Source organism: Mycobacterium sp. SMC-13 (genome assembly GCF_045311035.1).
Classification (GTDB): domain Bacteria; phylum Actinomycetota; class Actinomycetes; order Mycobacteriales; family Mycobacteriaceae; genus Mycobacterium.
In genome coordinates this window covers 450330-476085 of the sequence record NZ_JBJIAI010000002.1, presented here as the reverse complement: position 1 = coordinate 476085, position 25756 = coordinate 450330, and the positions used below count along the sequence as shown (strand labels likewise).

The window sequence follows — 25756 nt, the reverse complement described above, 5'->3', positions numbered from 1 at the left end:
TCACCGTCCGATTTCTGCGATGTTTCTGTGACGTCGCGCAGCAGATATATCCAATCCAGCAATTAGTCTCGCCACGTGCTGATCGCAATCGAAGGCGTCGATGGTGCCGGGAAGAACACCCTGACCCAGGGGCTGCGGGCGCAGTTCGAGGCCCGCGGCAGGTCGGTGACCACCGTGGCGTTCCCGCGGTACGGCCGCTCGGTCGAGGCGGACATCGCGGCCGAGGCGCTGCACGGCCGGCACGGCGACCTGGCGGAGTCGGTGTACGCGATGGCGATGCTGTTCGCGCTCGACCGCGCGGGCGCCAAGGCGGAGATCGCGGAACTGAGCGACGCGCATGATGTGGTGATCCTCGACCGGTACGTCGCCTCCAACGCCGCCTACAGCGCGGCCCGGCTACACCAGGACGCCGACGGGGAAGTCGTCGCCTGGGTGCGGCAACTCGAGTTCGAGCGGTTGGCGCTGCCGGTGCCGGATTGGCAGCTCTATCTCAACGTGCCGACCGATCTCGCCGCGCAGCGGGCGGCGCGCCGGGAAGCGCAGGACGTGACGCGGACCCGCGACGCCTACGAGCGTGACGGCGGCCTGCAGGGCCGCACCGCGGCGGTGTACACCGCGCTGGCGGCCGAAAACTGGGTCGGCCGTTGGGCTTTGGTCGCACCCGACGTCGACCCGGGGGAGCTGGCCGCCACGCTGCTGGGGTGATCGGGCCACGTCGCTTACCAGCAAGTTGTCAGGTAGAAGGCAAAACACCCATCGGAGATCACAGCTTTATCGCGATCTGGTGACACCATGGACGCCATGAGGCAACGCATTCTGGTCGTCGACGACGACCCATCTCTGGCCGAGATGCTCACCATCGTGCTGCGGGGCGAAGGCTTCGACACCGCCGTCATCGGTGACGGCAGCCAGGCGCTGACCGCGGTCCGCGAGCTGCGTCCTGATCTGGTGCTGTTGGACCTCATGCTGCCCGGAATGAACGGCATCGACGTCTGCCGTGTGCTGCGCGCCGACTCGGGTGTGCCGATCGTCATGCTGACCGCCAAGACCGACACGGTCGACGTGGTGCTGGGCCTGGAGTCCGGCGCCGACGACTACGTCATGAAGCCCTTCAAGCCGAAGGAACTCGTGGCGCGGGTGCGGGCGCGGCTGCGCCGCAACGACGACGAACCGGCAGAGATGCTGTCCATCGCCGACGTCGACATCGACGTGCCGGCCCACAAGGTGACGCGTCAGGGCGAGCAGATTTCGCTGACGCCGCTGGAGTTCGACCTGCTGGTCGCTCTCGCCCGGAAGCCGCGCCAGGTATTTACTCGTGACGTGCTGCTCGAACAGGTGTGGGGCTACCGCCACCCGGCGGACACCCGCCTGGTGAACGTCCACGTGCAGCGCCTGCGGGCCAAGGTCGAGAAGGACCCCGAGAACCCGCAGGTGGTGCTGACCGTTCGAGGAGTGGGATACAAGGCCGGACCGCCGTGATCGGACGGCTCGTCACGCCCGAGCCTGAGACCGTAGGGCGCCGGTGATCTGGGGATCCCGACGGCGTATCCGTGGCGGTTTCGGCTCGGGCGCTTTCGTGCGCGGGCTGGGTGCTGTCGGCCGGGTGGTCGGCTACGCCTGGCGCCGCTCGCTGCAACTTCGCGTGGTGTCCCTGACGCTGGGGTTGTCCCTTGCGGTCATTCTCGTGCTCGGTTTCGTGCTGACCAGTCAGATCACCGACCGGATCCTCGAAGCCAAGGTCCGCGCCGGCACTGAGGAGGTCGAGCACGCCCGCACGACGGTGAGCGGCATCGTCGGCGGCGAGGAGACGCGCTCGCTCAACAGCAGCCTGCAGTTGGCGCGCAACACTCTCATCGACCGCAAGGTCGATTCGGGCTCGCGGCTGGCCGGTGCGTTCGACGCGGTGCTGGTCGTGCCTGGTGACGGTCCGCGGGCGGCCACGTCGGCCGGGCCGGTGGGCGAGATTCCGAACTCCTTGCGGGACTTCGTCAAAGCCGGTCAGGTCAGCTATCAGTACGCGACGGTCCACACCGACGGGTTCTCCGGTCCGGCGCTGATCGTCGGTAGCCCGACGTCGTCGCAGGTCACCAATCTCGAGCTGTACCTGATCTTTCCGCTGAGCAACGAAGAGAGCACCATCGCTCTCGTACGCGGCACCATGGCCACCGGCGGCATCGTGCTGCTCGGTCTGCTCGCGGCCATCGCCCTGTTGGTGGCGCGGCAGATCGTGCTGCCGGTGCGCTCGGCGTCGCGCATCGCCGAGCGGTTCGCCGAAGGCCACCTCACCGAGCGCATGCCCGTGCGCGGCGAGGACGACATGGCGCGCCTGGCGGTGTCGTTCAACGACATGGCCGAGAGCCTGCACAAGCAGATCACTCAACTCGAAGAGTTCGGAAATCTGCAGCGCCGCTTCACTTCTGACGTCAGTCACGAGCTGCGGACGCCGCTGACGACGGTGCGCATGGCCGCGGACCTGATCTACGACCACAGCGAGGAACTCGACCCGGCGCTGCGGCGCTCGACCGAGTTGATGGTCAACGAGCTCGACCGCTTCGAGACGCTGCTGGCCGATCTACTGGAAATCTCCCGGCACGACGCCGGCGTGGCCGAGCTGTCGGTGGAGTCGGTCGACTTGCGTGACACCGTGCAGAGCGCGCTCGACAACGTCGGCCACCTGGCCGACGATGCGAACATCAAACTCGCCGTGCATCTTCCCGACGAGGCCGTCATCGCCGAAGTGGATCCGCGCCGCGTCGAGCGCATTCTGCGCAATCTCATCGCCAACGCGATCGACCATGCTGAGAAGAAGCCCGTTCAGATCAAGATGGCCGCCGATGTGGATACCGTGGCAGTGACGGTCCGCGATTTCGGCGTGGGTCTGCGACCGGGCGAGGAGAAGATGGTGTTCAGCCGGTTCTGGCGCTCTGACCCCTCGCGGGTACGGCGCTCCGGCGGCACCGGCCTCGGCCTGGCCATCAGCATCGAGGACGCCCGCCTGCACCAGGGCCGGCTGGAGGCCTGGGGCGAGCCCGGGCACGGCGCCTGCTTCCGGCTCACGCTGCCGCTGGTGCGCGGTCACAAGGTGACCACCAGCCCGCTGCCGCTCAAACCCACTGGCCCCAAATCGGTTACGGCCCTCTCGTCCGGCGAACTGCCCGCGGGGGAGCCGTCATGAAAGGGGCACTGGCGCTCTGCGCGGTGCTGATGCTGGTCCTGACGGGATGCGCCGGCGTACCCAGTTCGTCGGCACCGCAAGCCGTGGGCACGGTCGACCGGCCGGCCCCGCGGAATCTGCCGACGCCGTCGCCGGGCATGGACCCGGACCTGCTGCTGCGCGAATTCCTCAAAGCGACCGCCGATCCCGCGAACCGGCATCTCGCGGCTCGCCAGTTCCTCACCGAATCGGCCTCCCGCTCCTGGGATGACGCCGGTAGTGCCCTGCTGATCGACCGCGTCGTGTTCGTGGAAACCCGTGGCACGGACAAGGTTTCGGTGACCATGCACGCCGACATCCTGGGTTCGCTGTCGGATGTCGGGGTGTTCGAGACGGGCGAGGGCGCGCTGCCCGATCCCGGTCCCATCGATCTGGTGAAGACGCCGCGGGGCTGGCGAATCGACAAGCTGCCCAACGGGGTTTTCCTGGACTGGCAGCAGTTCCAGTCCACCTATAAGCGGGACACGCTGTACTTCGTCGACCCGACCGGCAAGACCGTCGTGCCCGACCCGCGCTACGTCGCGGTGTCCGACCCCGACCAACTCGCCACCGAACTCGTCACCAAGCTGCTGTCCGGGCCGCGCCCCGAGATGGCCAGCAGCGTGCGGAATCTCATGGCCGCACCGCTGCGGCTGCGTGGCCCGGTGACGCGGGCCGACGGCGGCAAGACCGGTGTCGGGCGGGGCTACGGCGGCGCCCGCATCGACCTCGAGAGCTTGTCGACCACCGACCCGCACAGCCGGCAACTGCTTGCGGCACAGATCATCTGGACGTTGTTCCGCGCCGGGGTGAATGGCCCGTACGTGATCAACGCCGATGGCGCCGCTCTCGACGACCGGTTCGCCGAAGGCTGGAACACCTCCGACGTCGCGGCCACCGATCCGGGTGCCGATCCCGGTGCGGCGGCCGGCTTGCATGCGCTGGCCGGGGGATCGCTGGTGTCTCTGGAAGGCGACAATGCGCCGCGGGTCGCCGGCGCGTTCGGGCAACTGCCGGGCCAGACCTCGGCCGCCCTGTCGCGCAGCGGGCAGGAAGTCGCCTCGGTGGTGACCTTGCGGCCCGGAGCCCCGGACATGGCGCAGTCGCTGTGGGTGGGTCCGGTCAACGGCGACGCCGCTCAGGCGCTCGACGCGCACACGCTGACGCGTCCCAGCTGGTCGCTCGATGATGCGATCTGGATCGTCGTCGACGGCATCAACGTCGTGCGCGCGATCCAGGAGGCAGCGTCGGGCCAGCCCGCCCGCATTCCCGTCGACTCGTCGGCCGTGGCCACCAAGTTCCCCGGTCCGATCAGCGCGCTGCAGCTGTCCCGGGACGCCACTCGTGCCGCCATGGTGATCAACGGCCAGGTGATCCTGGCGAGCGTCGAGTTGCGTGAGGGCGGCCAGCTCGCGCTGACCTATCCACGCCGGCTCGGTTTCGGTCTGGGCAACACGGCGCTGTCGCTGTCCTGGCGCACCGGCGACGACATCGTGGTGACCCGCACCGACGGCGCGCATCCCGTGTCATACGTCAACCTCGACGGCGTGAACTCCGACGGACCCACCCGGAACCTGGTCGTTCCGGTGTCCACCGTGGCGGCCAATACCTCGACGGTGTACCTCGCCGATCAGCGCGGGATTCTGCAGCTGTCGGGTTCGGCAGCGGACAACAACCTGATGTGGACCGATATCCGGCCGCTGATGGTCGCGGGCGCGCTGCCCGTGCTCCCTGGCTGAAAAGTCGCTTTGAACCTTCTGTGACTCGGCTCCGTTGTTCCGGTTGAGTCGGCCAATCGTTAGCTGAAATTGGCCCGGTATGTCACCGAATCCGATGAGCGCGTGTCCCCGCGGGTGGATCATTGTTGCCATCGGGTTCACAGCCGATGAGGAGTGAACATGAAGGTAGCGGGCCCGCTCGTCACCCTGGGCGCGGTCGCCGCCCTGGGCGTCGGGATCTACGCGGTGAACGTGTCCAAGGAATCTGGGCCGGCGGCACCGACGACCTCGACCAGTCAGGCCGCGCCGCCCACGAGTCAGGCCGCACCGAGCACCCCTGCCGCCCCAGCTGCCGTGCCGTTCCCCGCGGCCGCGGACTACCAGGGCAAGGTCGCGACCAAGACCGGCGTCATCACGCTGGACATCTCGGTCAAGGGGGCAACCGCCCGCGCCTACGCGTGCGATGGCAACGCCGTCGAAACCTGGCTGAGCGGGCCGGCCGACGCCGGCACCGTCACCCTGACGAGCAAGGACAAGACCAGCCGCCTCGAGGGCCGCCATGACGGCAAGAGCGTGGCAGGCACCTTGACGATCGGCGAAAAGAGTTGGCCTTTCACGGCTTCCGCGGTGCAGCCACCGGCCGGCCTCTACGTGAGCCAGAACAACGGTGTGCGAAACAGTTGGATCGTCGGCGAGGACAAGGCGGTGACGGGCGTGCAGCGTTCGGCCGACGGCGCGACGTCACCGGCCCCTGAACTGAGCCCGGACGCCAAGCGCGTGGAGGGCGACAGCGATGGCATTTGATCCCTCGGCGGACGCGCCCACGCAGCGCGCGCAAATCCCTGCACGCGGAGTCGGATTCGTCGTCGTCCTGTTGGTCGGGGCCCTCGTGGCGGTCGGGCTTGGCGTGTTCGGGTCGGTCCATGAACCGAAGTTCTTCTCGGTCAACTTCGCAGGCTTCTCGAGCGGGCTGTACGCGAAGGCGTGGCTGGCCACGCTGGCCGCGGTTCTTGGCCTCTTCCAGGTGTTCTCGGCCCTGGTGATGTACGGCAAGCTGCCGGTTAAGGCGCCGACGTGGATCGGTGCCGCACATGTGTGGTCGGGTCGGCTGGCTGTGTTGGCCACCGTGCCGGTCGCGGTGCACTGCCTCTATGCCGTGGGTTTCCAAACCACCGATGTCCGCGTGCTCACCCATTCACTGCTGGGATGCTTCTTCTACGGCGCGTTCGTCGCGAAGATGCTGTTGTTGACGCGCAAAGGTGTGCCGGGCTGGGCGATCCCAGTCCTGGGCGGTGCGGTGTTCACCAGCCTGGTGTATCTCTGGCTGACCTCGGCACTGTGGCTGTTCGTCGGAGAGGGGCTGAAGTTCTGATGGCTGAGAAGCTGGGCCGCCGCGAGGTGCTGGCCGGTACGGGAATCGCCTTGGGCGCCACGGTGATAGCGGGCTGCCAGACTTACGGCAAGCCGCCCGCCGCCAGCCAGGCGCCGGCCCCGACGCCCGACGGCGGGACGACCCCGACGGCCGACAGCGCGCTGGTCAAGACCTCCGCGGTGCCGGTGGGCTCGGGCGTGATCATCGGCGAGGTGGTGGTGACGCAGCCGACGGCCGGTGTGTTCAAAGGTATGTCGGCCATTTGTACCCACCAGGGCTGCACTGTCAGCGAGGTCGTCGACGGAACCATCAAGTGCCCGTGCCATGGCAGCAAGTTCAATCTCGACGGGACGGTGGCGCAGGGGCCGGCCAAGAAGCCGCTGGAGGCCAAGACTGTCAAGGTGCAGGGGGACTCGATCGTCCTGGGCTGATTTCGTCCTGGGCTGATTTGGCTCAGTCGAAGATGTCGGTTCCGGTGTCATGGGCAGGCGGTGGGTCCACGATGGGGTGACGGCTGCGGAATTCGGCGGACATTTGGCTGGCGATGTGGGCGGTTGGTGCGGTTGCCGGTGCGGTGATGATGTGTTTGTCGTCGGTGATGTAGTAGATCGTTGGTGTCTCGGTGGTGGGGTTGAGGCGCCATCCGTCGCGTAGTCGTTGGGGTGTGAGTCCGGTGGTGGGGTAGCCGGGGTCGTGGGCGGCGAGGTGCGCGGTGATGGTGGTGATGGCGTCGTTGGCGGGCAGGAATGGGCTGTCGCGCGGCGAGGGGAAGTAGAAGATTTCGTCGGCTTTCGGTACAGCGACCCCTGCACCCGTCACGTCTCGAACTGGCTTCAGGTGACCACCGACTTGGTGGTACGGGACGATCGCCATGGTCAGACGGGCGGCCTCCTGAATCTCGATGGTGGCCCAGACGTCACCCTGGCCCAGGACCTCGGTGTTCGGGAACTGCGAGATTTCCTTGAGTGTTGGGTGTGGCGGCTCGGGAATGGTGCGTTTTATCCGACGCCCGCCGTCGAGGCTGAGTCGCAGGCGTGGCCCGTCAATCCGCCTGATTGAGTATGGGTCGCCCTTGTACCAGCAAGTCGTGATTGCACGGTAGAAAGCCTCGATGTCATCAGCGGGCACGCGTTTGTAGGCAATCGCCTGAACAAACTGATCACGGTCATCTCTGCGCTCAAACCCCTCAGGAATGGGTTCTCCCGGGGGAACGAATAATTTGACTTGCGAAGGGCTGACGTCACAGCGAAAAGCCCGGCCCTGATAAATGCAGTAGTAGTCGCGGGCCAGTAGCTGTGTGCCGTCCAGAGCGAGCCGGGGTTGTGGCGTTTGGGTCGGGTTGCCGAAGAGTTCGTCGATGACGGCGCTGACCTGTTCGGGGCTGACGGTGGGTGGGGTGAAGTTGCGTTGGTGTAGGTAGTTGAGGAATTCGGCGCCTGGGGAGAGTCCGTAATTGCGGACGTAGTAACTCACTTCATCGTCCCAGCGCCAGGTGCCGTCGGTGCGTTTGGTCAGTGGAACTCGGGCCGCGGGCGGGTCGAGCCAGGGGTCGATGGCCCGTGCGGTGGTGCGTGCCACGACCGCACCGGCGTCGAGGTAGTCGGCGACCCGTGCGGCGTCCTCGCGTGAGAGTCGGGGGAGCGAAGCGTCGGGCGAAACTCCGTCTGGGGCACCGGGATCTGGCCGGGACACCGATAAGGCTTTTGTCACCTACATGTCTCCTTCGGCCTGGCCATTCGTCGATGATTCTCGGCCTTGACGGCTTTCTCTGATGAATTGTGATTCGGTTGCGCGGCTGCCGAGTACGAGGTGCTTGGGTAGGTACGGTGTTTCGACCGTAATTCCCATACCCATGTCGTGGGCGATGCACGCCATCGCCAGCGGGCCCCATGCGATGAATCCTTCGACGTCCCGGCGACGGTCGGCGGTTTTCGACCAGTATTTCTTGTGGTCTTCGACTGCTCGAGCCAACCGGGTATTGAATTCTTCGGCGTTGCCCTGGGTGACGAAATACAGCAATTCGATCGGCGGATACAGCAATAGCAAAAGCAGTTCTGGTTTGGCAATCTCCACGCGTTCCGGGTCTGCGCCCTCCATTGCGGTGATGATCGCTCGGACAACGTCGTCGTCTCGGTGGAAGAACTTCTGGAAAGCGGTCACCCAGTCGTAGATGTACTCGTCGTACACCGCACCGGAGGCCCGCAGCGTCTCGACGGGGGTGGCGCAGAGGGACGTTATGCGGTCATTTCGGCGGCAGACGATCGCGAAGTACATTGCAGTGAGCCATTTTCCGGCCGTAGCGCTGGAGTTCGGACCGGTGCCGGCGGTGGTGACCTTGTCATCGAAGCCGAGCGTGAACTCGATTTCGCGGTCCTTGTTGTTTGCGTTGAGGAACATCGCCGAGCCGGCTTGCATCGCCATCCACGTCGCATCCCAGATGCGTAGCAGTGCCCCGTCAGGATCGTCAACCGAGGAATAGTTCGCGATCCACGTTGCGTCGGTAAATAGTTCTTTGGTCAATCGAGGTTTCGATTCGATCAGTTTTCTGGTGAAATCGATGTCTTCGAACAATTCCTGGATCCGTTGTTCAATGTCATCCAGGTCGATCGGGTGTCGCTCAATGACAACCACCGCGGAATCACTCTCCTGTGTTCTAGTCCAACGCGAATCGGTCCATGCGGTACCCGCCGTACTCGGCACCGCCTGAGGTGATTTCCACCTTTGCTCTTACCAAATAATAATCGAGCTGATCGGTCAGCAGCGCTTCGCGAAGGCGCCACGCCAATTGTCGTCCTTCCGGACCGCTTTTGAGCATTGCGTTGATGACACTTGCCGCATACTCGCGATGTCCTTGTTGGTAGTCAACCCCGTCGACGCCTTGGCGTGTGCCGAGGTGTCCGCTGGGTCCTTTGGCCTCCACGACGACTACACGCGTTTCGCCGCTCTCGCGGTCCCGAACTTCGTAGACGTGGTCGAAAGTGCCTGGGCCCTTTAGTCCTTCCTGCAGTGGTGTCACGTCGAACTGGCTGCCGGGGAATGTGTTCTCCATGGCGTGGGTCGCCGCATGCTCGCCCAGCGCCTCACCGGCGGCGGTCTGCTCAGTGAACGCGGCTTGGCGCTCACTGATCGTCTCCGGGGACGCCTCACCACCGCCGGCTCGCTCCGCCTGGTAAGCGGCATCCGCGGTGACAACGTGATCGCGGGCAGCTTCGCGTCGGTCGATCAGCTCTTGCGCGGCGTGGCGTTCTTGTGGATTGGCCCCATGAACAAGCGTCTCGCCGTCTGCGATGGTGGCGCGCTCGTAGCCGTCGGGCACCGCGACCGGGGCGCCGACTTCGTCGCGGCGGATCAGGGGTACCTGGTCACCGTCGAAGTCGAGTTGGTTCTCGTTTCTGCGCCGGTATTCCGGCTCGGTGGATGTGCTGCCCTCACGCAACGAATCCCGAGTGCGCACCTCGTCGTAATACTTTTCCCGGTAACGGGCGTCGTCGACCTTTTCCTGCAGGCCGGCTGGTGGGTGCCGCCCCTCCAGGCCATCGATCGGATCGTCGGGGATCTCCCGCCCGGCACGGCTCTGTGGGTCCGCGCTGTCGGGGCTCTCGTTGCCGTGATGAGCGTCAGGCTGGGCGTGGTCCGGTCCTGGCGAGTCGGGTGCCTGCCGTGCGGTGCCGTCGGGCTCGAATTGATGCCAACTACCGTCCGGTGGGATCCGCGGTACGCGTTCGCCGTCCGGGTCGCGATCGAAACCGGTGACCACCGGCGGGCGCCCATCGGGATAGCTCCATACCGGCCGGTCCGGTGCCGTGACCCGTACCCCGAGCTCGCGGGCAAGGTCGGCGGCGAACGAATGGTTTCCGCTGCCGGTGTCACAGGACATCAGCCGAATGGGAGTCTGTCCGTCCCATCCGCTGTTGCGAATCGCATCGGCGAAATCGTGTGGCGAGAGCTGATGCTGATTTCCGGCGCTGTCGTACACCGAGACGCTGTGGTGATCGCCGTGTACGTCAACGGTGAACTCACCGGGGAATCTCGGAACATCGCCGGCCGCAGCCCGCATGTGTGCATCCGCTGGGTCGAAGAAGGCGGCACCCGCGGGAGTTTCGAAAGTGGAGTGCCGGAACGCATCTGCGGCCCCGGCGCTGGAATGTCGATCAGGAGGTGGCCCAGTGTCGCGGAATTCGGGGCCTCGATGCGTGGCATCGGGCGGTTCGGGGTGTGGCCCGTGCTGTGTGGAATCGGGGAAGACCCAGTCGCCGCCCTTGTGCTGTGGCCAGCCGTCGACGACGTGATCGTCTGGAGCCTTGGCTGGTACCCAGGTGTCCTCGTCTGCCAGACGTGCCACCGTGTGTCGCGATCCGTCGGGGTCGATGCGGACCAACTCCGCGCCGGGGGCCCACTGGCCGTCGATCAGTTGGTATTCCGGGTTGAGTCCATCGCCTGCGCCCGTGTAGCCGGTGCCAGTGTGCGGAGGGTCGCCGAAGCGGAGGTCCCTGGTGTAGGGATCGGCAATCCCGAGACGATCGGTAATCCGGCCGTTGGGCACCCGGAGTTCCCCGGTGGTCACCCGTCCTTCGACAACGTAGGCGTGATCAGTGGTAGTGAATACCTCGTAAGGAGACCCGTCCCCATAGTCCAGACGCAATGCGTGCAACAGGTCTGAAGGCGTGCGGAGTTTCGCCGCGTCGGAGGCGACGGAAACGCACCCACCCGCGCCGTTGGCCCTGTACTCGCCGCCACCGCCGAATCTGGAGCCGGGGTTGGCGATCTGTTCAAGAATGGACTTGACGGCTCCTTCGCCGACGACCTTCTGAATGGTGTCGTTGGGGCCGGGGTGCGGATGGGCCATCCGCGCCTCGTACATCACCTGCAGCTGCTGATGACTGAAGTGTTCGGCCAGGTGTTCGCGACCGACGACCGCGGCCGTTCGTTGCCAATCGATGAACTCGTTGAGGGTCACGCCGTGCCGGTCGAGCACCGGCATCACCGCATCAACCGGGTCCGGCCGCGGCGCGTCCGATCGGTCGCCGGCGTGGCTTGGCGTTCCGCTTGGAGGGTGGTCCTCGGTGTGTGGACCGCTCGGCGCGGGTTGCGGGTGCTCGGCGGCGGGCCGCAGATTCTCCGCTCCCTGACCGGCGCGTGGGCCCGAATCGTGGTCAGGCTCTCTCGGGCTCGAGGGGCGCTGAGGTTGCTCGGTGCTGGGCTGTTTGTGCTCGGGGGCGTGTGATTCTCCCTGCGCGGCAGCGGGTTTCACCGGCGGACTGGGATTGGTGTCGCGGGCCGGTCCGGCGGCGGCGCGGTCTGTTGGACGCTGCGGCGGCGGGTTCTTCGCGGTCGTGTCGCGTGGTGTCGGGGTCCCCGCGGGTCTCTCCGTGTTGGGGGTGGGAGTGCGACTGCTGGTCGGGTTCGCGCTGTGGCCGCCACCGGGTGTGCTGCTGTGGCCACCGGGTGCGTGGTGGCCGACGGGGCCCATGGGGCCGCCCATGTTCATCGCGTTGGCGAGCGAGTTGGTGGAGGCGTTGGTGTCGGTGTCACGGTGAGCAGGAGCATCGGTCACGTGCGACGGCGCGGTGTGGTCGGTGCGGTGCGCACCGTCGGTGGTGGGCGAGTCGTGAGTGCGGGAATGATCTGTGGGGGAAGGACTTTCGCGGCTACCAGGGTGTTCGCCGTTACCAGAGTGGCGCTCCGTGCCGGAGGTGTGATCACCGGGGCGACTGTCGGCATCGCCGCGGTGCCCGGTGTCGCTTGGCGTGTGGCCGCCGCTGTCGCGGGAGCCGGTCGTGTCGTGGCTGCCCCGCTGGTCGTGGGCGGGCGAACTATTGCCCTGGTCGTGTGTGCTTGTGTCCGTGGAGTTTTGCGGGGAATGCTGCGATTGCGATGGCCCGTGCGACGAATCAGATGGGGTGTGGGCGGCGGCGGGTGGTTCACTCGATCGCGGACCGTCAGAGGTGGGGCCGTGAGAGCCCCGGCCGTTGCTGCCCGGACCACTGCTCGATTGCGGTCCGTCGCCGGAATGCGTTGGCCCACCAGAGGACTGGGGACCATCGTGGCGGGACGGCCCCGCATCGGCGGGTCCTGATGAGCGCTCCGGCGGGCCCGAATGCTGCCCGGGACCATCCCCGCCGGGCCGCACCGGGGTGTGATCAGGACCGGGCGGGTCCGGCGGCCCACCCAGCCCACGCGGTGTGCCCCCAGACGGGTCACCGATCGTGGGTGGCCTTGGGGCGTCACCGATCTCGGGCATCGCCCCGCCGTCAAAGCGTGGGGCCTGGGTGTGATTGCCGAGATCGCTGAGGCCCTCTAGGCCGTCGTGGTCTCCGGCATCGACCGAACCGCGGCCGCGGGGCCCCAACCTGGCGAGGTCGGACAGCTTGCGTTCCCCGCTGGCCAGATCCTTGGCGAGCTTTGCGCCCTTGGCCACCGACCCGGTCTTGCTGAGCGCGCCGCCGGGCACGAACAACGACCCGATGTTGAAGCCTGCTTCACCCAACGCGCGCCCAGGATGATCGCCCGACCATTTGTCCCACGCGACAAACTGCTTCCCCATGGCGATGAGCACGTCGTCGGTCTTGGACGGATCTTTGGCGATCATCGTGGCGACGTCGTACATCCCTTTCCAGGTGTCGAAATCAGCCAGCGACACAAGCCCCGAGACGGTCCCGACCAGTCCTGATATCAAGCCGACCTGTACATCGGTGTAGAACTTGATCCCGTCGGCCAACGCGCCGCCGATGTCGTCGCCGAACACAGCGATCAGCACCGGACGGATCATTTTCTGGAATGCGTCGGCCGCTTCGCCGAGCAGTGTGAGGGCTTCACCCAGCAGTCCCGTGACCGCCTTGACGTTGGTTTGGAAGTTGTGCCACAACGCCTTGATGTTGTCGGCGACCTCCCGCACCAGTTTCATGCCGTCACCGGTGAGGATGTCTTTCGCGGCGTCGAACAGACCGTCCAGGGACAGCCGGTTCAGAATTCTGCGGATCGCGTTCTGGGTTTCCTGCACCTGGTTGGCGTAATCCTCGACCGCCTTGGCGACGCTGTCGGAAATCTCCGTCAAGGACTTGATGTTCTCGCCGAGGGTGTTGAGCGCCTCCTTCATTTTCCCGGACTCGTCGATGTGTTGGGCGCCGACCACTGCTTTCGGTGCTGTGAGCATGGAATCGAAGACTTTGAACCCGTTGGCGAAGTTGCGCCACTGCGCAGCAGTGACTTTCATCAAACCGGCATGGCCGTTGGGCCACGTGTTCACCGGCAGGAACATCGTGATCAGGTTCCATTTCGGCGGCGGCGGAACCAGCAAGTTCTGCGGCATTCGCGCGGCCTGCCCCGGATGGGATTCCTGCGGCGCAGGGCCGAGCCCTCCAGAAGGCCCCGACCCGCCGATCGTCGATGCCGCATCGGCATCGCGGTAGTTGTGGCCCGATGCCATCAGCCGGTAGCCGACACTCTTGAATGCGTTCGCCGCGCCCGCCAACGTGTTGGTGAATTCCTGGCTTTGCCGCCCGTACTGCACGCCCATGTTGAATCCGGCGAGGTCGAAACCCGAGGCCAAACCCTCGGCGACCATGGGCTTGACCGCCTCCGACAGCGCACCCAACTGCTCGCCGGCAGCCAGCACAATCTGACCCGCGGCGATCAGCGCATCGGGTTCAACTTCAATGCGGCCGGGCACCGCATCCCCTGTCGACCGCGGCTAATCCCACATCTCTCCGTTTCGGGAGGCAGCGTCGGTGTAGTTCTTCTTCGCCCCGGCCAGAACGTCCTTCAACTTCGTCAGCTGCTCGTTCATCAGGCGAGCGCCGTCCTCCCACTGCTGCTGAAACTGGGCCTGGGCGTCCGAGGCCTCGCCATGCCAGGTGGCGTGCAACACCGCCATCGTCTGGTCGACGTCCTCCAACACTTCCTGGACGGATTTCCCGAACTGCTCCAGATGGGTGATCGCGCCCTCCATTGCCGCGAAATCGACGACAAGCACGCTCACACCTCCCGGCCATCAGCGGGTCGCGTCTGCGGCCGGGCCGGCTGTGGGCCGGCGGGCGCTGTGGATTCGGACAGCCCATCGACGATGGGGGCTTTCAGCCCCGGTTGCTCAGCCGATGGCCCTGCCGCGCCATCGGTTTCGCTGCCGCGATCCGTCTCGGCTTCGGCTTTCTCCTTCTCGGCCTTGTCCCTGTCGTCTTCGTTTTCGCCGGTCGTGCCGTCGTCGGCACCGTCCTTGTCGGCAGACTCCGCGCCACCTTGTTGGCCCTGCGCCGCAGCTTGCGTCGAGGCCTGCACGATCCCGGTCGCCAACTGTGCGGCCTGTCCTACGGCCTGGGACAACCCTTGGCCCAACTGGCCGACCTGCCCCAGCGCGCCCACCAGCTGCTGGGCCAGACTCGCCAACTGCTCAGCTCCACCAGCGCCGCCAGGCGAACTACCGGACTGGGCCGCACCGGCACCCGAACCGGACCCGGCACCGGAGCCCGGGCTACCGCCGGAACCACCTCCGCCGGCAGCAGCACCGCCGCCGCCGCCCATCGCCGACTGCAGCGCTGCCGCGCTGTCCGAGTCGGTCTTGGCGTATTCCTTGCCGGCCAGCGACAACATGTCACCCATCGACTGCAAACCGCGCACAACCTGGCCCGCGCCGTTGTGCCAGCCGTCCCATGCCGTCCCGAAAGCCGTTGCCGCGCCGCCCTTCCAGCCCGATCCCAACAACTGCGTGGTTTCCAAATCCACGCTGGAAAGCCCGTCCTGCAGTTGCTGCGCCGCGTCTTTGAACCGTGCCGAGGCGGCCATCAACGCCGACACCTCAACTTCGAGCCGCCCCATCTGCCCCCCATTCAGTTGATTCCCAGGATATGGCCAGAATCGGGCACGCACCGACACCAACTGGTGTCGTACCCCCGAGCCATGCTGACCCCATGCTCGACCTGGTCCTGCCCGTGGAATGTGGTGGCTGCGGCGCTCCGGCGACCCGCTGGTGTCCCGCCTGTGCGGCGGAACTGACGGTCCGCCCCGACGAGCCGCACGTCGTCACGCCGCGTGAGGACCCGGGCGTGCCGGTCTTCGCGCTCGGGCGCCACGCCGGGGCCAGAAGACGGGCCGTCGTCGGACTCAAGGAGCACGGCCGCACCGATCTCGTGGCGCCGCTGGCCGACGCGGTCGCCGCGGCCCTGCGGACCTTGATCACCTGGGGCCTGATCGTGCCGCCGCTGACGGTGGTGCCCGCGCCCACCCGCAGCCTGGCCGCGCGGCGCCGCGGCGGCGACCCCGTCGCGAAGATCGCCCGCGCCGCGGCCGCGGCTCTTCCGGGAGTGACGGTCCAGCCGGCGTTGGTCATGCGGGCCTTCACCAGAGACTCCGTCGGCCTCTCCAGTGCGCAACGACAGCGCAACATCCGCGGCCGCGTTCGACAGCGTGCACCGGTGGTGGGGGAGGCCATCGTGTTCGACGATGTGGTGACGACGGGGACGACGGCGGCCGAGGCCGTTCGGGTCCTGCAAACATCCGGGGCACAGGTGGCGGCGGTGCTCGCAATAGCACACGCGTGAGCCTCGAGACGGCACGACACGGCCGGAGCAGTACCTACATCAACTCGATATGAAGTTCTCAAAACCGGTATGCGAAATCGGTGGCACGACTAGGTGAACTCGGACTACCGTCGGCTGCAACCACCCGTGAAGCCTCACGGCGGTACCGACATATTCACTCGGTACCAAATCGCTGACAGCGGTAGGAGGTGAGTAGTCAACACCTTGCGCCGGGCTGCGGCGACTTGCAGACCCGCTCGGCGCGTAGTTCAGACCGTGTGCAAGAAGAGCCACACGTGCACTGCGAGAGAGAAGCGAGTTGCTAAGCATGACAACCCAATCCGTGGATTCTGCCCGCTCGACCATGTTTGCCGACGACACCGAGCCTGCGCCCGAACCGCACGCCGACGTCGTCGTCAAGGGCCGCAACGTCGAGGTCCCCGAACACTTCCGCATCTACGTTTCCGAGAAGCTCGCTCGATTGGAGCGCTTCGATCGCACCATCTACCTGTTCGATGTCGAACTCGACCACGAGAAGAACCGGCGCCAGCGCAAGAACTGCCAGCATGTCGAGATCACGGCACGCGGCCGCGGGCCGGTCGTTCGTGGCGAAGGCTGTGCGGACAGCTTCTATGCGGCCCTCGAATCGGCCGTCGGCAAACTCGAGAACCGGCTCAGGCGCAGCAAGGACCGCCGCAAGATCCACTACGGCGACAAGACGCCGGTGGGCCTGGCCGAGGCGACGTCCATCGTGCCGCCCGAGGATCTGCCGGAGGTGCCGAACCAGACCGCAGCCGCCGAGGTCGACGACCATGTGCCCGGTCAGGTGGTCCGCGTCAAGGAGCACCCGGCCAACCCGATGACGGTCGATGATGCGCTCTACGAGATGGAGCTGGTCGGACACGACTTCTTCCTGTTCCACGACAAGGAGAGCGACCGGCCGACGGTGGTCTACCGCAGACATGCCTACGACTACGGATTGATCCGTCTGTCCTGAGGTCCCGCTGATGCGCCCCCGGCCGAACCGCCGGGGGCGCACTCTTATCTGCCGATTCCGCCGGTCACCTACGATGGTCACGTCTAACCCGCTGACGTATATCCGTTCCAGACCCACAGGGGAAAAGCGTGCTGTCGAAGTTGCTCCGCATCGGTGAAGGCCGCATGGTCAAGCGCCTGCAAAAGGTCGCCGACTATGTCAACACCTTGTCCGATGACGTCGAGAAGCTGTCGGACGACGAGCTGCGCGCCAAGACCGAAGAGTTCAAGAAGCGCATCGCCGGTGGTGAGTCGCTCGACGACCTGCTGCCCGAGGCCTTCGCCGTCGCCCGCGAGGCGGCCTGGCGCGTGCTGGACCAGCGCCACTTCGACGTCCAGGTGATGGGCGGCGCCGCGCTGCACTACGGCAACGTCGCCGAGATGAAGACCGGTGAGGGCAAGACCCTGACCTGTGTGCTCCCGGCCTACCTCAACGCGCTCTCCGGCAAGGGTGTGCACGTCGTCACCGTCAACGACTACCTGGCCAAGCGCGACAGCGAGTGGATGGGCCGTGTGCACCGCTTCCTCGGCCTGGAGGTCGGGGTGATCCTGTCGCAGCTGACGCCGGAGGAGCGTCGCGCCGCGTACAACGCCGACATCACCTACGGCACGAACAACGAGTTCGGCTTCGACTACCTGCGCGACAACATGGCGCACTCGGTCGACGACATGGTCCAGCGCGGCCACAACTTCGCCATCGTCGACGAGGTCGACTCGATCCTCATCGACGAGGCCCGTACCCCGCTGATCATCTCCGGCCCCGCCGATGGCGCGTCGAACTGGTACACCGAGTTCGCGCGCATCGCGCCGCTCATGGAGAAGGACGTCCACTACGAGGTCGACATCCGCAAGCGCACCATCGGTGTGCACGAGGCCGGTGTGGAGTTCGTCGAGAACCAGCTGGGCATCGACAACCTCTACGAGGCCGCCAACTCGCCGCTGGTCAGCTACCTGAACAACGCCATCAAGGCCAAGGAACTGTTCCAGCGCGACAAGGACTACATCGTCCGCGACGGCGAGGTCGTCATCGTCGACGAGTTCACCGGCCGTGTGCTGGTCGGCCGCCGCTACAACGAGGGCATGCACCAGGCCATCGAGGCCAAGGAGCACGTCGAGATCAAGGCCGAGAACCAGACCCTGGCCACCATCACGCTGCAGAACTACTTCCGGCTCTACGACAAGTTGTCCGGCATGACCGGTACCGCGGAGACCGAGGCCGCCGAGCTGCACGAGATCTACAAGCTCGGCGTGGTGCAGATCCCCACCAACCGGACCATGATCCGCCAGGACCAGTCCGACCTCATCTACAAGACCGAAGAGGCCAAGTACATCGCTGTCGTCGACGACGTGCAGGAGCGCTACGAGAAGGGCCAGCCGGTCCTGATCGGTACCACCAGCGTCGAGCGGTCGGAGTACCTGTCCAAGCAGTTCACCAAGCGCCGCATCCCGCACAACGTGCTCAACGCCAAGTACCACGAGCAGGAGGCGAGCATCATCGCCGAGGCGGGCCGGCTGAAGGCCGTCACGGTCGCCACCAACATGGCCGGTCGTGGTACCGACATCGTGCTGGGCGGCAACGTCGACTTCATCACCGACGCGCGCCTGCGCAAGCGCGGTCTGGACCCGGTCGAGACCCCGGAGGAGTACGAGGCGGCCTGGCACGAGGAGCTGCCGAAGGTCAAGCAGCTGGTCGAGGAAGAGGCCAAGAAGGTCCGCGAGGTCGGTGGCCTCTACGTGCTGGGCACCGAACGCCACGAGTCCCGTCGTATCGACAACCAGCTCCGCGGTCGCTCGGGCCGTCAGGGTGACCCGGGCGAGTCCCGGTTCTTCCTGTCGCTGTCCGACGAGCTGATGCGCCGCTTCAACGGCGCCACCCTCGAGGCGTTGCTGACCCGGCTGAACCTGCCGGACGACGTGCCGATCGAGGCCAAGATGGTGACCCGCGCGATCAAGAGCGCGCAGACCCAGGTCGAAGGGCAGAACTTCGAGGTCCGCAAGAACGTCCTCAAGTACGACGAGGTGATGAACCAGCAGCGCAAGGTCATCTACCGCGAGCGCAAGGCGATCCTCGAGGGGGAGGACGTCCAGGACACGGCGCACAAGATGCTGGTCGACGTCATCACCGCCTACGTCGACGGCGCCACCGCCGAGGGCTACGCCGAGGACTGGGATCTGGCCAAGCTGTGGGACGCGCTCAAGACGCTGTACCCGGTGGGCCTGGACTACCACAACCTGATCGACTCCGACGAGGTCGGCGAGCCGGGCGAGCTGACGCAGGACGAGCTGCGTGAGGCGCTGATCGCCGATGCCGAAAAGGCTTATGCCAAGCGCGAAGCCGACCTGGAGGCCATCGCCGGTCCCGGTGCCATGCGGCAGCTGGAGCGCAGCGTCCTGCTGAACGTCATCGACCGCAAGTGGCGCGAGCACCTCTACGAGATGGACTACCTCAAGGAGGGCATCGGCCTGCGGGCCATGGCGCAGCGCGACCCGCTGGTCGAGTACCAGCGCGAGGGCTTCGACATGTTCACGGGCATGCTCGAAGGCTTGAAGGAGGAGTCGGTCGGCTTCCTGTTCAACGTGCAGGTCGAGGCTCAGCAGGCGCCGCAGGTGGCCCCGGTCGCCGCGCCGCAGGGGCTCGCGCAGTTCGCCGCGGAGGCCGAGCAGAACGCCGCCCAAGAGCAGGCCGCACCGGCCGCGTTGCGCGCCAAGGGAATTGAGGACAAGGCCCCGGCCATGACCTACAGCGGTCCAGCAGAGGACGGGTCCGCGGAGGTGCGTCGCGAGGGTGGCCGGCACGCGGCGGGCCCGGGCTCGCGTCGGGAACGCCGTGAGGCCGCGCGCAAGCAGAAGCGGCGGTAACCCGCTCAACCCAGCTGCAGGGCCACGAATTGCCAACGCCCGCCGAGCATTTCGATGCGTCCGGCGGCGGCGTGCAGTCGTGGCCCGCGGCTGAAGGTGGCGAACACCTCGGCGGCCGTGGGCAACCCGTCCTGTTCACGGGCGGTGCGTAGCCGCACCTTGCGCAGCGCTGCCGTGCCATCGCTCCGGTTGTGGTGGGGCCATGACGACATGGCGTCGAACAGTGTCGAGGTGACCAGCGGACGCAGCTGCGCCATCGGCCGGCGTCGGTCGCTGACCTCCAGGACCCGGCGCAGGGCAGCGTCGGCGAACATCAGCGCGGCCGTGGGCGGCGCGACCTCGTGCCGAGATACGACGGCGGATACGGTCGCGCAGTCCGGTTCGGGATCGGCCACCACCTGCAGTCGGTTGGGGGCACGCACCGCCGCGCCGGTCTCGATCGGCGCAGGCTCGTAGTCGACGATCGGCGCCGTGAGGTCGATGTCGATGCGGGTCGATGCGGTCATGAAATCTCTCCAGCGGTCGGTCAGGTGCGTGACGCATCTGCTGGAGAGTTGCAGACCGCTAAATCATCGCACCGGTTTCACCAGGTGCTCGACGCCAATTCGCCGATCCGGTGCTGCGGGGGACCGGTCCCGGGGATACCGTGACGGGGTCGTTCCGGCAGGGGTGAAGGAGGCACGGGCTGCATGGTGACCCGGTTGTCGGCGTCGGACGCGTCGTTCTACGGGCTGGAAGACTCATCGACACCCATGTACGTCGGGACGCTGTCCATCCTGCGTAAGCCGCGGGCCGGCCTGAGCTACGAGACGCTGCTGGCGACCGTCGAGGCCAGGCTGCCGCAGATCCCGCGCTACCGGCAGAAGGTCCGCGAGGTGACGCTCGGGCTGGCCCGGCCGGTCTGGGTCGACGACCGCGACTTCGACATCACCTATCACATCCGGCGCTCGGCGCTGCCGTCCCCGGGCAGTGATGCCCAGCTCCATGATCTGGTGGCCCGGCTGGGCTCGCGGCCGCTGGACAAGACCCGGCCGCTGTGGGAGATGTGCCTGGTCGAAGGGCTCTCCGACAATCGGCTGGCGATCTACACCAAGACCCACCAGGCCCTCGTCAACGGCATGACAGCGCTGGAGATCGGGCACGTCATCGCCGACCGCACGCAGAAGCCGCCCGAGTTCGGCGAGGACATCTGGATCCCGGGCCGCGAACCCAGCGACGCCTCGCTGCTGCTGGGCGCCATCGGGGAGTGGATCACGCGCCCGACGGCGCAGCTGGCCGCGGTCCAGTCGGCGGCGGCGGACATGATCTCCAGCACCGAACAGTTCGTCGAGGCCGGCCGGCGCGTCATCGACATGGCCCGCACGCTGGTCCGGGGCACCGCCCCGAGCAGTCCGCTGAACGCCACCGTGTCCCGCAACCGGCGGTTCACCGTCGCCAAACACGAGCTGGAGGAGTACCGCCAGCTACGGACGCGCTTCGACTGCGACGTCAACGACGTGGTGCTGTCGGTGGTGACCGGCGCGCTGCGGAACTGGCTGATGTCCCGCGGTCAATCGGTGTCGACGGGCCTGACAGTGCGGGCCATGGCGCCGATGTCGGTCTATCCCGAAACCGACCATCTGGAGACCGCCGGCCCCGGCCAGGCGATCAGCGAGGTGACGCCGTTCCTGGTCGACCTGCCGGTGGGCGAGAACAACGCGCTCGTCCGGCTGTCCCAGATCGCGCACGCCACCGAGACCCAGGCCACGACGACCACCCCGGTCGACGCGCGCACCATCGTCACGCTGTCGGGTTTCGCGCCGCCGACGCTGCACGCCATGGGCACCCGGGTCGCGACCAGCTTCCCGGCGCGCCAGTTCAACCTGTTGATCACCAACGTCCCCGGCGCGCAGAAGCAGATGTACGTCGCGGGCACCAAGCTGCTGGACACGTACGCGGTGCCGCCGCTGCTGAACAACCAGGTGCTGGCGCTCGGCATCACGTCGTACAACGGCAGCCTCTACTACGGCATCAACGCCGACCGCGAGGCCATGAGCGACGTCGACGTCTTCCCCAGCCTGTTGCGCGAGGCGCTCGACGAGCTGCGCGAGGTGGCGCGCTGATGGCGTCCAGGAAGGCCCGCAAGATTCCCAACGACGTCTACGAGGCCGAAATCTTCCGGCTGCAGACCGAGTTGGTGAAGCTGCAGGAGTGGGTGCGTGCCACCGGTGCCCGCATCGTCATCGTCTTCGAGGGGCGCGACGCCGCGGGCAAGGGCGGCACCATCAAGCGCATCACCGAATACCTGAGTCCGCGTATCGCGCGCGTCGCGGCGCTGCCGGCGCCGAGCGACCGGGAGCGAGGCGAGTGGTACTACCAGCGCTACATCGCGCACCTGCCGGCCAAAGGCGAGATCGTGCTGTTCGACCGGTCCTGGTACAACCGGGCCGGCGTCGAAAAGGTGATGGGGTTCTGCACCCCGCAGGAGCACGCGCTGTTCCTGCGGCAGACCCCGATCTTCGAGCAGATGCTGATCGACGACGGCATCATCCTGCGCAAGTACTGGTTCTCGGTGTCCGACGGCGAACAGCTGAAGCGGTTCCGGTCCCGCCTGAACGACCCCGTCCGGCAGTGGAAGCTCTCGCCCATGGACCTCGAGTCGGTGTACCGCTGGGAGGACTACTCGCGCGCCAAGGACGAGATGATGGTCCACTGCGACACCCCGCAGAGCCCCTGGTTCGTCGTCGAATCCGATATCAAGAAGCACGCGCGGCTGAACATGATCGCGCATCTGCTGTCGACGATCCCGTACGAGCCGGTCGACCATCCGAAGGTGGAGCTGCCGGAGCGTCCGGTCATCACCGGGACGTACATCCGGCCCTCACGCGAACTCACCACCTATGTGCCAGATCACGTGGCCGAGCTGATGAGCGATCCCGAGAGATCCCTTTAGAGTGCCCTGGTGCGTGTCTATATTCCGGCGACCCTGGCGATGCTGTCGCAACTCGTGGCAGACGGGGTGATGCCGGCCCGCAGCGGTACTGCGTTCGCGGTGACGCCGACGCTGCGTGAGGCCTACGCGCACGGCGACGAGGACGAGCTCGGCGAGATCGCGCTGCAGGAAGCCGCGCTGGCGTCACTGCGGCTGCTGGCCGGCGAAGGGGTCGGCGAGGACGCCGGGTTGCCGCCGCGGCGGGCGGTGCTGGTGGCCGAGGCCGAAGAGGTGACGGTCCGCCCGGATTTGGACGACGCGGTGGTGCGCCTGGCCGGGCCGGTCAAGCTGGCCGACGTGATCGCGGCGTACGTCGACAACTCGGCGGCCGAGCCGGCGGTGCTTGCTGCGGTGGCCGTCGTCGACGCCGCCGACCTCGGTGACGAGGACGCCGAGCTCACCGTCGGAGATGCTCAGGATCATGATCTGGCGTGGTACGCCGCTCAGGAGTTACCGTTTTTGTTGGAGCTTCTATAGCCCTTGTCCCTGGCTTGCAGGGGTAGCTACTTGTGCGTAGGTTACGGTACCGTAGGTTAGGACGACCAACCGAGCGGGAGTGAACGTGGCCAAGAACACCATCAAGGTCTCGGCCAATGTGGTCGACACGGTGCGGCCCAAGGTTGCCGGCGCCAAGGAACGGCCGGGGTGGCACGCGCTGCGCACACTCGTCGGGCGCATCACCACACCGCTGCTGCCGGATGACTACCTCAAGCTGGTCAATCCGCTGTGGTCGGCACGGGAGCTGCGCGGCAAGGTCGTCGAGGTGCGCCGCGAGACCGAGGATTCGGCAACCCTGGTGATCAAGCCGGGCTGGGGCTTCTCGTTCGACTACCACCCGGGGCAGTACATCGGCATCGGCTTGCTGGTGGACGGCCGCTGGCGGTGGCGTTCGTACTCGCTGACCTCGAGCCCGGTGGAATCGCGCGGCGACCACACCATCACCATCACGGTGAAGGCCATGCCCGAGGGCTTCCTGTCGACCCACCTGGTCGGTGGCGTGGCGCCCGGCACCATCGTGCGGCTGGCTGCGCCGCAGGGCGAGTTCGTCATGCCGGATCCCGCGCCGGGCAAGGTGCTGTTCCTGACCGCCGGGTCGGGCATCACCCCGGTGATGTCGATGCTGCGCACCCTCGCGCGCCGGGACCAGATCACCGACATCGTCCACCTGCACTCGGCCCCGACCGCGGCCGACGTCATCTTCGCCGACGAGTTGGCCAAGCTGGCCGAGGCTCATCCGAGCTACCAGTTGCGGGTGCGGGCCACCCGTACCGAGGGCCGCCTGGATCTGTCGAAGCTGGACGAGGAAGTCGCCGACTGGCGGACGCGCGAAGCGTGGGCGTGTGGCCCGGAGGCCATGCTCCACGACGCCGAGCGCGAATACGGGGCGGCGGGGCTCGGGGTGCGCCTGCATCTGGAGCGTTTCGCGGCGTCCCGGGCGGCGGTCGAGGGCACCGGTGGTTCGGTGACCTTCGAGCGCAGCGGAAAGACCGTCGTCGCCGATGCGGCGACATCGCTGATGGAGGCCGGCGAACAGGCCGGCGTGCAGATGCCGTTCGGTTGCCGGATGGGTATCTGCCAGTCCTGCGTGGTGAGTTTGCTGGAGGGTCACGCACGGGATCTGCGGACCGGAGCGGAACGGGAACCGGGAAGTCGGGTGCAGACGTGCGTTTCGGCTGCGGCCGGCGACTGTGTGTTGGATATTTAACAAAACCGCAGATCTGGGAAATGTAGAATTTGCTGTCTAGCAACCTACGGTTGAGTAGGTTACGCTAGCGTAGGTAACTGGAAGGAGGTCGATATGGCAGTCACTGACGTACCTGAATTCACGCACTTGACCGAAGCCGATATCGAGGCTCTGGGCGTCGAGCTGGACGCGATCCGGCAAGACATCGAGGAAAGCCGCGGCGTTCGCGACGCGCGCTACATCCGCCGCACCATCGCGGCACAACGTGCTCTCGAAGTGGCCGGCCGCCTGCTGCTGTTGCGCAGCTCGAAGCGGTCGTACTGGTGGGCCGGGGCAAGCACCCTGGGCGTGGCCAAGATCATCGAGAACATGGAGATCGGCCACAACGTCATGCACGGCCAGTGGGACTGGATGAACGATCCCGAGATTCACTCCTCGACGTGGGAGTGGGACATGAACGGGGTCTCCAAGCACTGGCGGTTCACCCACAACTTCATGCACCACAAGTACACGAACATCCTCGGGATGGACGACGACGTGGGCTACGGCCTGATTCGCGTCACCCGGGACATCCGCTGGAAGCCCCATCACCTGTTCAACCTCGGGTTCAACACCGTCCTGGCGTTGTTGTTCGAGTGGGGCGTGGGTCTGCAGCACCTGGAGCTCGGCAAGATCTTCAAGGGCCGCGACGACCGCAAGGCCACGATGATCCGCGTGCGTGAGTTCGGCACCAAGGCCGCGCATCAGCTGGGCAAGGACTACGTCGCGTACCCCGCGCTCACGTCCCTGTCACCGGGCGCCACGTTCAAGTCGACGATTAAGGCCAACTTCCTGGCCAACGTCATCCGCAACGTGTGGGCCAACGCGGTGATCTTCTGCGGCCATTTCCCCGATGGCGCCGAGAAGTTCACCAAGACCGACATGGTCGGCGAATCCAAGGGCGAGTGGTACCTGCGCCAGATGCTGGGCAGCGCCAACTTCAACTCGGGTCCCGTGCTGCGCTTCATGAGCGGCAACCTGAGCCACCAGATCGAGCATCACCTGTACCCGGACCTGCCCAGCAACCGGCTGTACGAGATCTCGATCCGCGTTCGGGCGCTGTGCGAGAAGTACGACCTGCCCTACACCACCGGGAACTTCCTGGTGCAGTACGGCAAGACGTGGCGCACCATCGCCAAGCTGTCGGTGCCGAACAAGTACCTGACCGACACCGTCGACGACGCCCCGGAGACCCGGAGCGAGCGGATGTTCGTCGAGCTCGACGAGAGCTTCGGCGCCATCGACCCGGCGACCGGCAACAAGCGCGGTCTGAAGACGGCCATCGCCACCGTGCGCAGCCGCCGTCGGGCCAAGCGCGCCGCAGCCGCCGCGTAAAGCAGTCGTGAAAACCCCCAAAACCGGCCGGTTTTGGG

Annotated in this window: 21 protein-coding genes; 15 read left to right on the top strand and 6 right to left on the bottom strand. The window is 66.5% G+C overall.

Going from position 1 to position 25756, the window contains the following annotated elements:
* Nucleotides 1–75 precede the first annotated feature (75 nt).
* The 7 genes from ACJH6I_RS05495 (at nucleotide 76) to ACJH6I_RS05465 (ending at nucleotide 6714) form a co-directional block, all read left to right on the top strand.
* Complete coding sequence (locus tag ACJH6I_RS05495; RefSeq protein ID WP_406783832.1) at nucleotides 76–705, top strand: dTMP kinase; 630 nt, start codon at nucleotides 76–78, stop codon at nucleotides 703–705.
* A gap of 87 nt (nucleotides 706–792) precedes the next feature.
* Nucleotides 793–1479, top strand: a complete 687-nt coding sequence (gene mtrA / locus ACJH6I_RS05490; RefSeq protein ID WP_020102929.1) for a two-component system response regulator MtrA — start codon at nucleotides 793–795, stop codon at nucleotides 1477–1479.
* Nucleotides 1480–1522: 43 nt separating this feature from the next.
* Nucleotides 1523–3175, top strand: coding sequence for an MtrAB system histidine kinase MtrB (gene mtrB, locus ACJH6I_RS05485; RefSeq protein WP_138250064.1), 1653 nt, complete (start codon nucleotides 1523–1525; stop codon nucleotides 3173–3175).
* On the top strand, nucleotides 3172–4932 hold the full coding sequence (gene lpqB / locus ACJH6I_RS05480; protein WP_138250063.1) for an MtrAB system accessory lipoprotein LpqB: 1761 nt from the start codon (nucleotides 3172–3174) through the stop codon (nucleotides 4930–4932). The genes mtrB and lpqB overlap by 4 nt, the downstream gene beginning before the upstream one ends.
* A gap of 159 nt (nucleotides 4933–5091) precedes the next feature.
* Nucleotides 5092–5715, top strand: a complete 624-nt coding sequence (locus tag ACJH6I_RS05475; RefSeq protein WP_267323714.1) for a hypothetical protein — start codon at nucleotides 5092–5094, stop codon at nucleotides 5713–5715.
* Entirely contained in the window at nucleotides 5705–6283 is a 579-nt protein-coding gene (locus ACJH6I_RS05470; protein WP_406783831.1) for a DUF6529 family protein, read from the top strand. The genes ACJH6I_RS05475 and ACJH6I_RS05470 overlap by 11 nt, the downstream gene beginning before the upstream one ends.
* A complete protein-coding gene (locus tag ACJH6I_RS05465) occupies nucleotides 6283–6714 on the top strand; it encodes a ubiquinol-cytochrome c reductase iron-sulfur subunit (RefSeq protein WP_406783830.1) in 432 nt (143 codons plus the stop codon). The genes ACJH6I_RS05470 and ACJH6I_RS05465 overlap by 1 nt, the downstream gene beginning before the upstream one ends.
* Before the next feature lie 22 nt (nucleotides 6715–6736).
* Here ACJH6I_RS05465 and ACJH6I_RS05460 read toward each other — a convergent pair whose 3' ends face one another.
* The 5 genes from ACJH6I_RS05460 to ACJH6I_RS05440 all read right to left on the bottom strand — a co-directional run bounded on the left by ACJH6I_RS05460 (nucleotide 6737) and on the right by ACJH6I_RS05440 (nucleotide 15094).
* Nucleotides 6737–7861 (bottom strand): hypothetical protein, encoded by a 1125-nt coding sequence (locus ACJH6I_RS05460; protein ID WP_406783829.1) that lies wholly within the window; start codon nucleotides 7859–7861, stop codon nucleotides 6737–6739.
* A gap of 132 nt (nucleotides 7862–7993) precedes the next feature.
* Nucleotides 7994–8914: an immunity 49 family protein gene (locus ACJH6I_RS05455; protein WP_406783828.1), complete on the bottom strand. Its 921-nt coding sequence runs from the start codon at nucleotides 8912–8914 to the stop codon at nucleotides 7994–7996.
* Between the two features lie 22 nt (nucleotides 8915–8936).
* A complete protein-coding gene (locus ACJH6I_RS05450; protein WP_406783827.1) occupies nucleotides 8937–13952 on the bottom strand; it encodes a hypothetical protein in 5016 nt (1671 codons plus the stop codon).
* A 21-nt stretch (nucleotides 13953–13973) separates the two neighbouring features.
* On the bottom strand, nucleotides 13974–14255 hold the full coding sequence (locus ACJH6I_RS05445; RefSeq protein WP_406783826.1) for a WXG100 family type VII secretion target: 282 nt from the start codon (nucleotides 14253–14255) through the stop codon (nucleotides 13974–13976).
* Between the two features lie 2 nt (nucleotides 14256–14257).
* Nucleotides 14258–15094, bottom strand: coding sequence for a WXG100 family type VII secretion target (locus ACJH6I_RS05440; RefSeq protein ID WP_406783825.1), 837 nt, complete (start codon nucleotides 15092–15094; stop codon nucleotides 14258–14260).
* Between the two features lie 92 nt (nucleotides 15095–15186).
* Between ACJH6I_RS05440 and ACJH6I_RS05435 the strand changes: the two genes are divergently transcribed.
* The 3 genes from ACJH6I_RS05435 (at nucleotide 15187) to secA (ending at nucleotide 19689) form a co-directional block, all read left to right on the top strand.
* Nucleotides 15187–15816, top strand: a complete 630-nt coding sequence (locus tag ACJH6I_RS05435; RefSeq protein ID WP_406783824.1) for a ComF family protein — start codon at nucleotides 15187–15189, stop codon at nucleotides 15814–15816.
* Nucleotides 15817–16159: 343 nt separating this feature from the next.
* Nucleotides 16160–16792 carry a ribosome hibernation-promoting factor, HPF/YfiA family gene (gene hpf, locus ACJH6I_RS05430; protein WP_406774253.1) on the top strand — a complete coding sequence of 211 codons (633 nt, stop codon included), beginning with the start codon at nucleotides 16160–16162 and terminating at the stop codon, nucleotides 16790–16792.
* A 128-nt stretch (nucleotides 16793–16920) separates the two neighbouring features.
* A complete protein-coding gene (gene secA, locus ACJH6I_RS05425; RefSeq protein WP_064858408.1) occupies nucleotides 16921–19689 on the top strand; it encodes a preprotein translocase subunit SecA in 2769 nt (922 codons plus the stop codon).
* Nucleotides 19690–19694: 5 nt separating this feature from the next.
* Here secA and ACJH6I_RS05420 read toward each other — a convergent pair whose 3' ends face one another.
* Complete coding sequence (locus ACJH6I_RS05420) at nucleotides 19695–20195, bottom strand: Rv3235 family protein (protein ID WP_060999059.1); 501 nt, start codon at nucleotides 20193–20195, stop codon at nucleotides 19695–19697.
* A 183-nt stretch (nucleotides 20196–20378) separates the two neighbouring features.
* Here ACJH6I_RS05420 and ACJH6I_RS05415 point away from each other — a divergent pair, with 183 nt between their 5' ends.
* The 5 genes from ACJH6I_RS05415 to ACJH6I_RS05395 all read left to right on the top strand — a co-directional run bounded on the left by ACJH6I_RS05415 (nucleotide 20379) and on the right by ACJH6I_RS05395 (nucleotide 25718).
* On the top strand, nucleotides 20379–21791 hold the full coding sequence (locus ACJH6I_RS05415) for a wax ester/triacylglycerol synthase family O-acyltransferase (protein ID WP_064858407.1): 1413 nt from the start codon (nucleotides 20379–20381) through the stop codon (nucleotides 21789–21791).
* Nucleotides 21791–22621, top strand: a complete 831-nt coding sequence (ppk2, locus tag ACJH6I_RS05410; protein WP_406783823.1) for a polyphosphate kinase 2 — start codon at nucleotides 21791–21793, stop codon at nucleotides 22619–22621. The genes ACJH6I_RS05415 and ppk2 overlap by 1 nt, the downstream gene beginning before the upstream one ends.
* Nucleotides 22622–22627: 6 nt before the next feature.
* Nucleotides 22628–23137, top strand: coding sequence for a DUF6912 family protein (locus ACJH6I_RS05405; RefSeq protein WP_406783847.1), 510 nt, complete (start codon nucleotides 22628–22630; stop codon nucleotides 23135–23137).
* Between the two features lie 85 nt (nucleotides 23138–23222).
* A complete protein-coding gene (locus ACJH6I_RS05400; RefSeq protein WP_406783822.1) occupies nucleotides 23223–24365 on the top strand; it encodes a ferredoxin reductase in 1143 nt (380 codons plus the stop codon).
* A 93-nt stretch (nucleotides 24366–24458) separates the two neighbouring features.
* Entirely contained in the window at nucleotides 24459–25718 is a 1260-nt protein-coding gene (locus tag ACJH6I_RS05395) for a fatty acid desaturase family protein (RefSeq protein ID WP_406783821.1), read from the top strand.
* The last annotated feature ends 38 nt before the right edge of the window (nucleotides 25719–25756 follow it).

Coding starts and splice junctions, on each gene's coding strand:
- ACJH6I_RS05435 (WP_406783824.1), top strand. CDS start 15,187: ATGCTCGACCTGGTCCTGCCCGTGGAATGTGGTGGCTGCGGCGCTCCG.
- ACJH6I_RS05475 (WP_267323714.1), top strand. CDS start 5,092: ATGAAGGTAGCGGGCCCGCTCGTCACCCTGGGCGCGGTCGCCGCCCTG.
- mtrA (WP_020102929.1), top strand. CDS start 793: ATGGACGCCATGAGGCAACGCATTCTGGTCGTCGACGACGACCCATCT.
- ppk2 (WP_406783823.1), top strand. CDS start 21,791: ATGGCGTCCAGGAAGGCCCGCAAGATTCCCAACGACGTCTACGAGGCC.
- lpqB (WP_138250063.1), top strand. CDS start 3,172: ATGAAAGGGGCACTGGCGCTCTGCGCGGTGCTGATGCTGGTCCTGACG.
- ACJH6I_RS05415 (WP_064858407.1), top strand. CDS start 20,379: ATGGTGACCCGGTTGTCGGCGTCGGACGCGTCGTTCTACGGGCTGGAA.
- ACJH6I_RS05440 (WP_406783825.1), bottom strand. CDS start 15,094: ATGGGGCGGCTCGAAGTTGAGGTGTCGGCGTTGATGGCCGCCTCGGCA.
- hpf (WP_406774253.1), top strand. CDS start 16,160: ATGTTTGCCGACGACACCGAGCCTGCGCCCGAACCGCACGCCGACGTC.
- ACJH6I_RS05395 (WP_406783821.1), top strand. CDS start 24,459: ATGGCAGTCACTGACGTACCTGAATTCACGCACTTGACCGAAGCCGAT.
- ACJH6I_RS05465 (WP_406783830.1), top strand. CDS start 6,283: ATGGCTGAGAAGCTGGGCCGCCGCGAGGTGCTGGCCGGTACGGGAATC.
- ACJH6I_RS05470 (WP_406783831.1), top strand. CDS start 5,705: ATGGCATTTGATCCCTCGGCGGACGCGCCCACGCAGCGCGCGCAAATC.
- ACJH6I_RS05420 (WP_060999059.1), bottom strand. CDS start 20,195: ATGACCGCATCGACCCGCATCGACATCGACCTCACGGCGCCGATCGTC.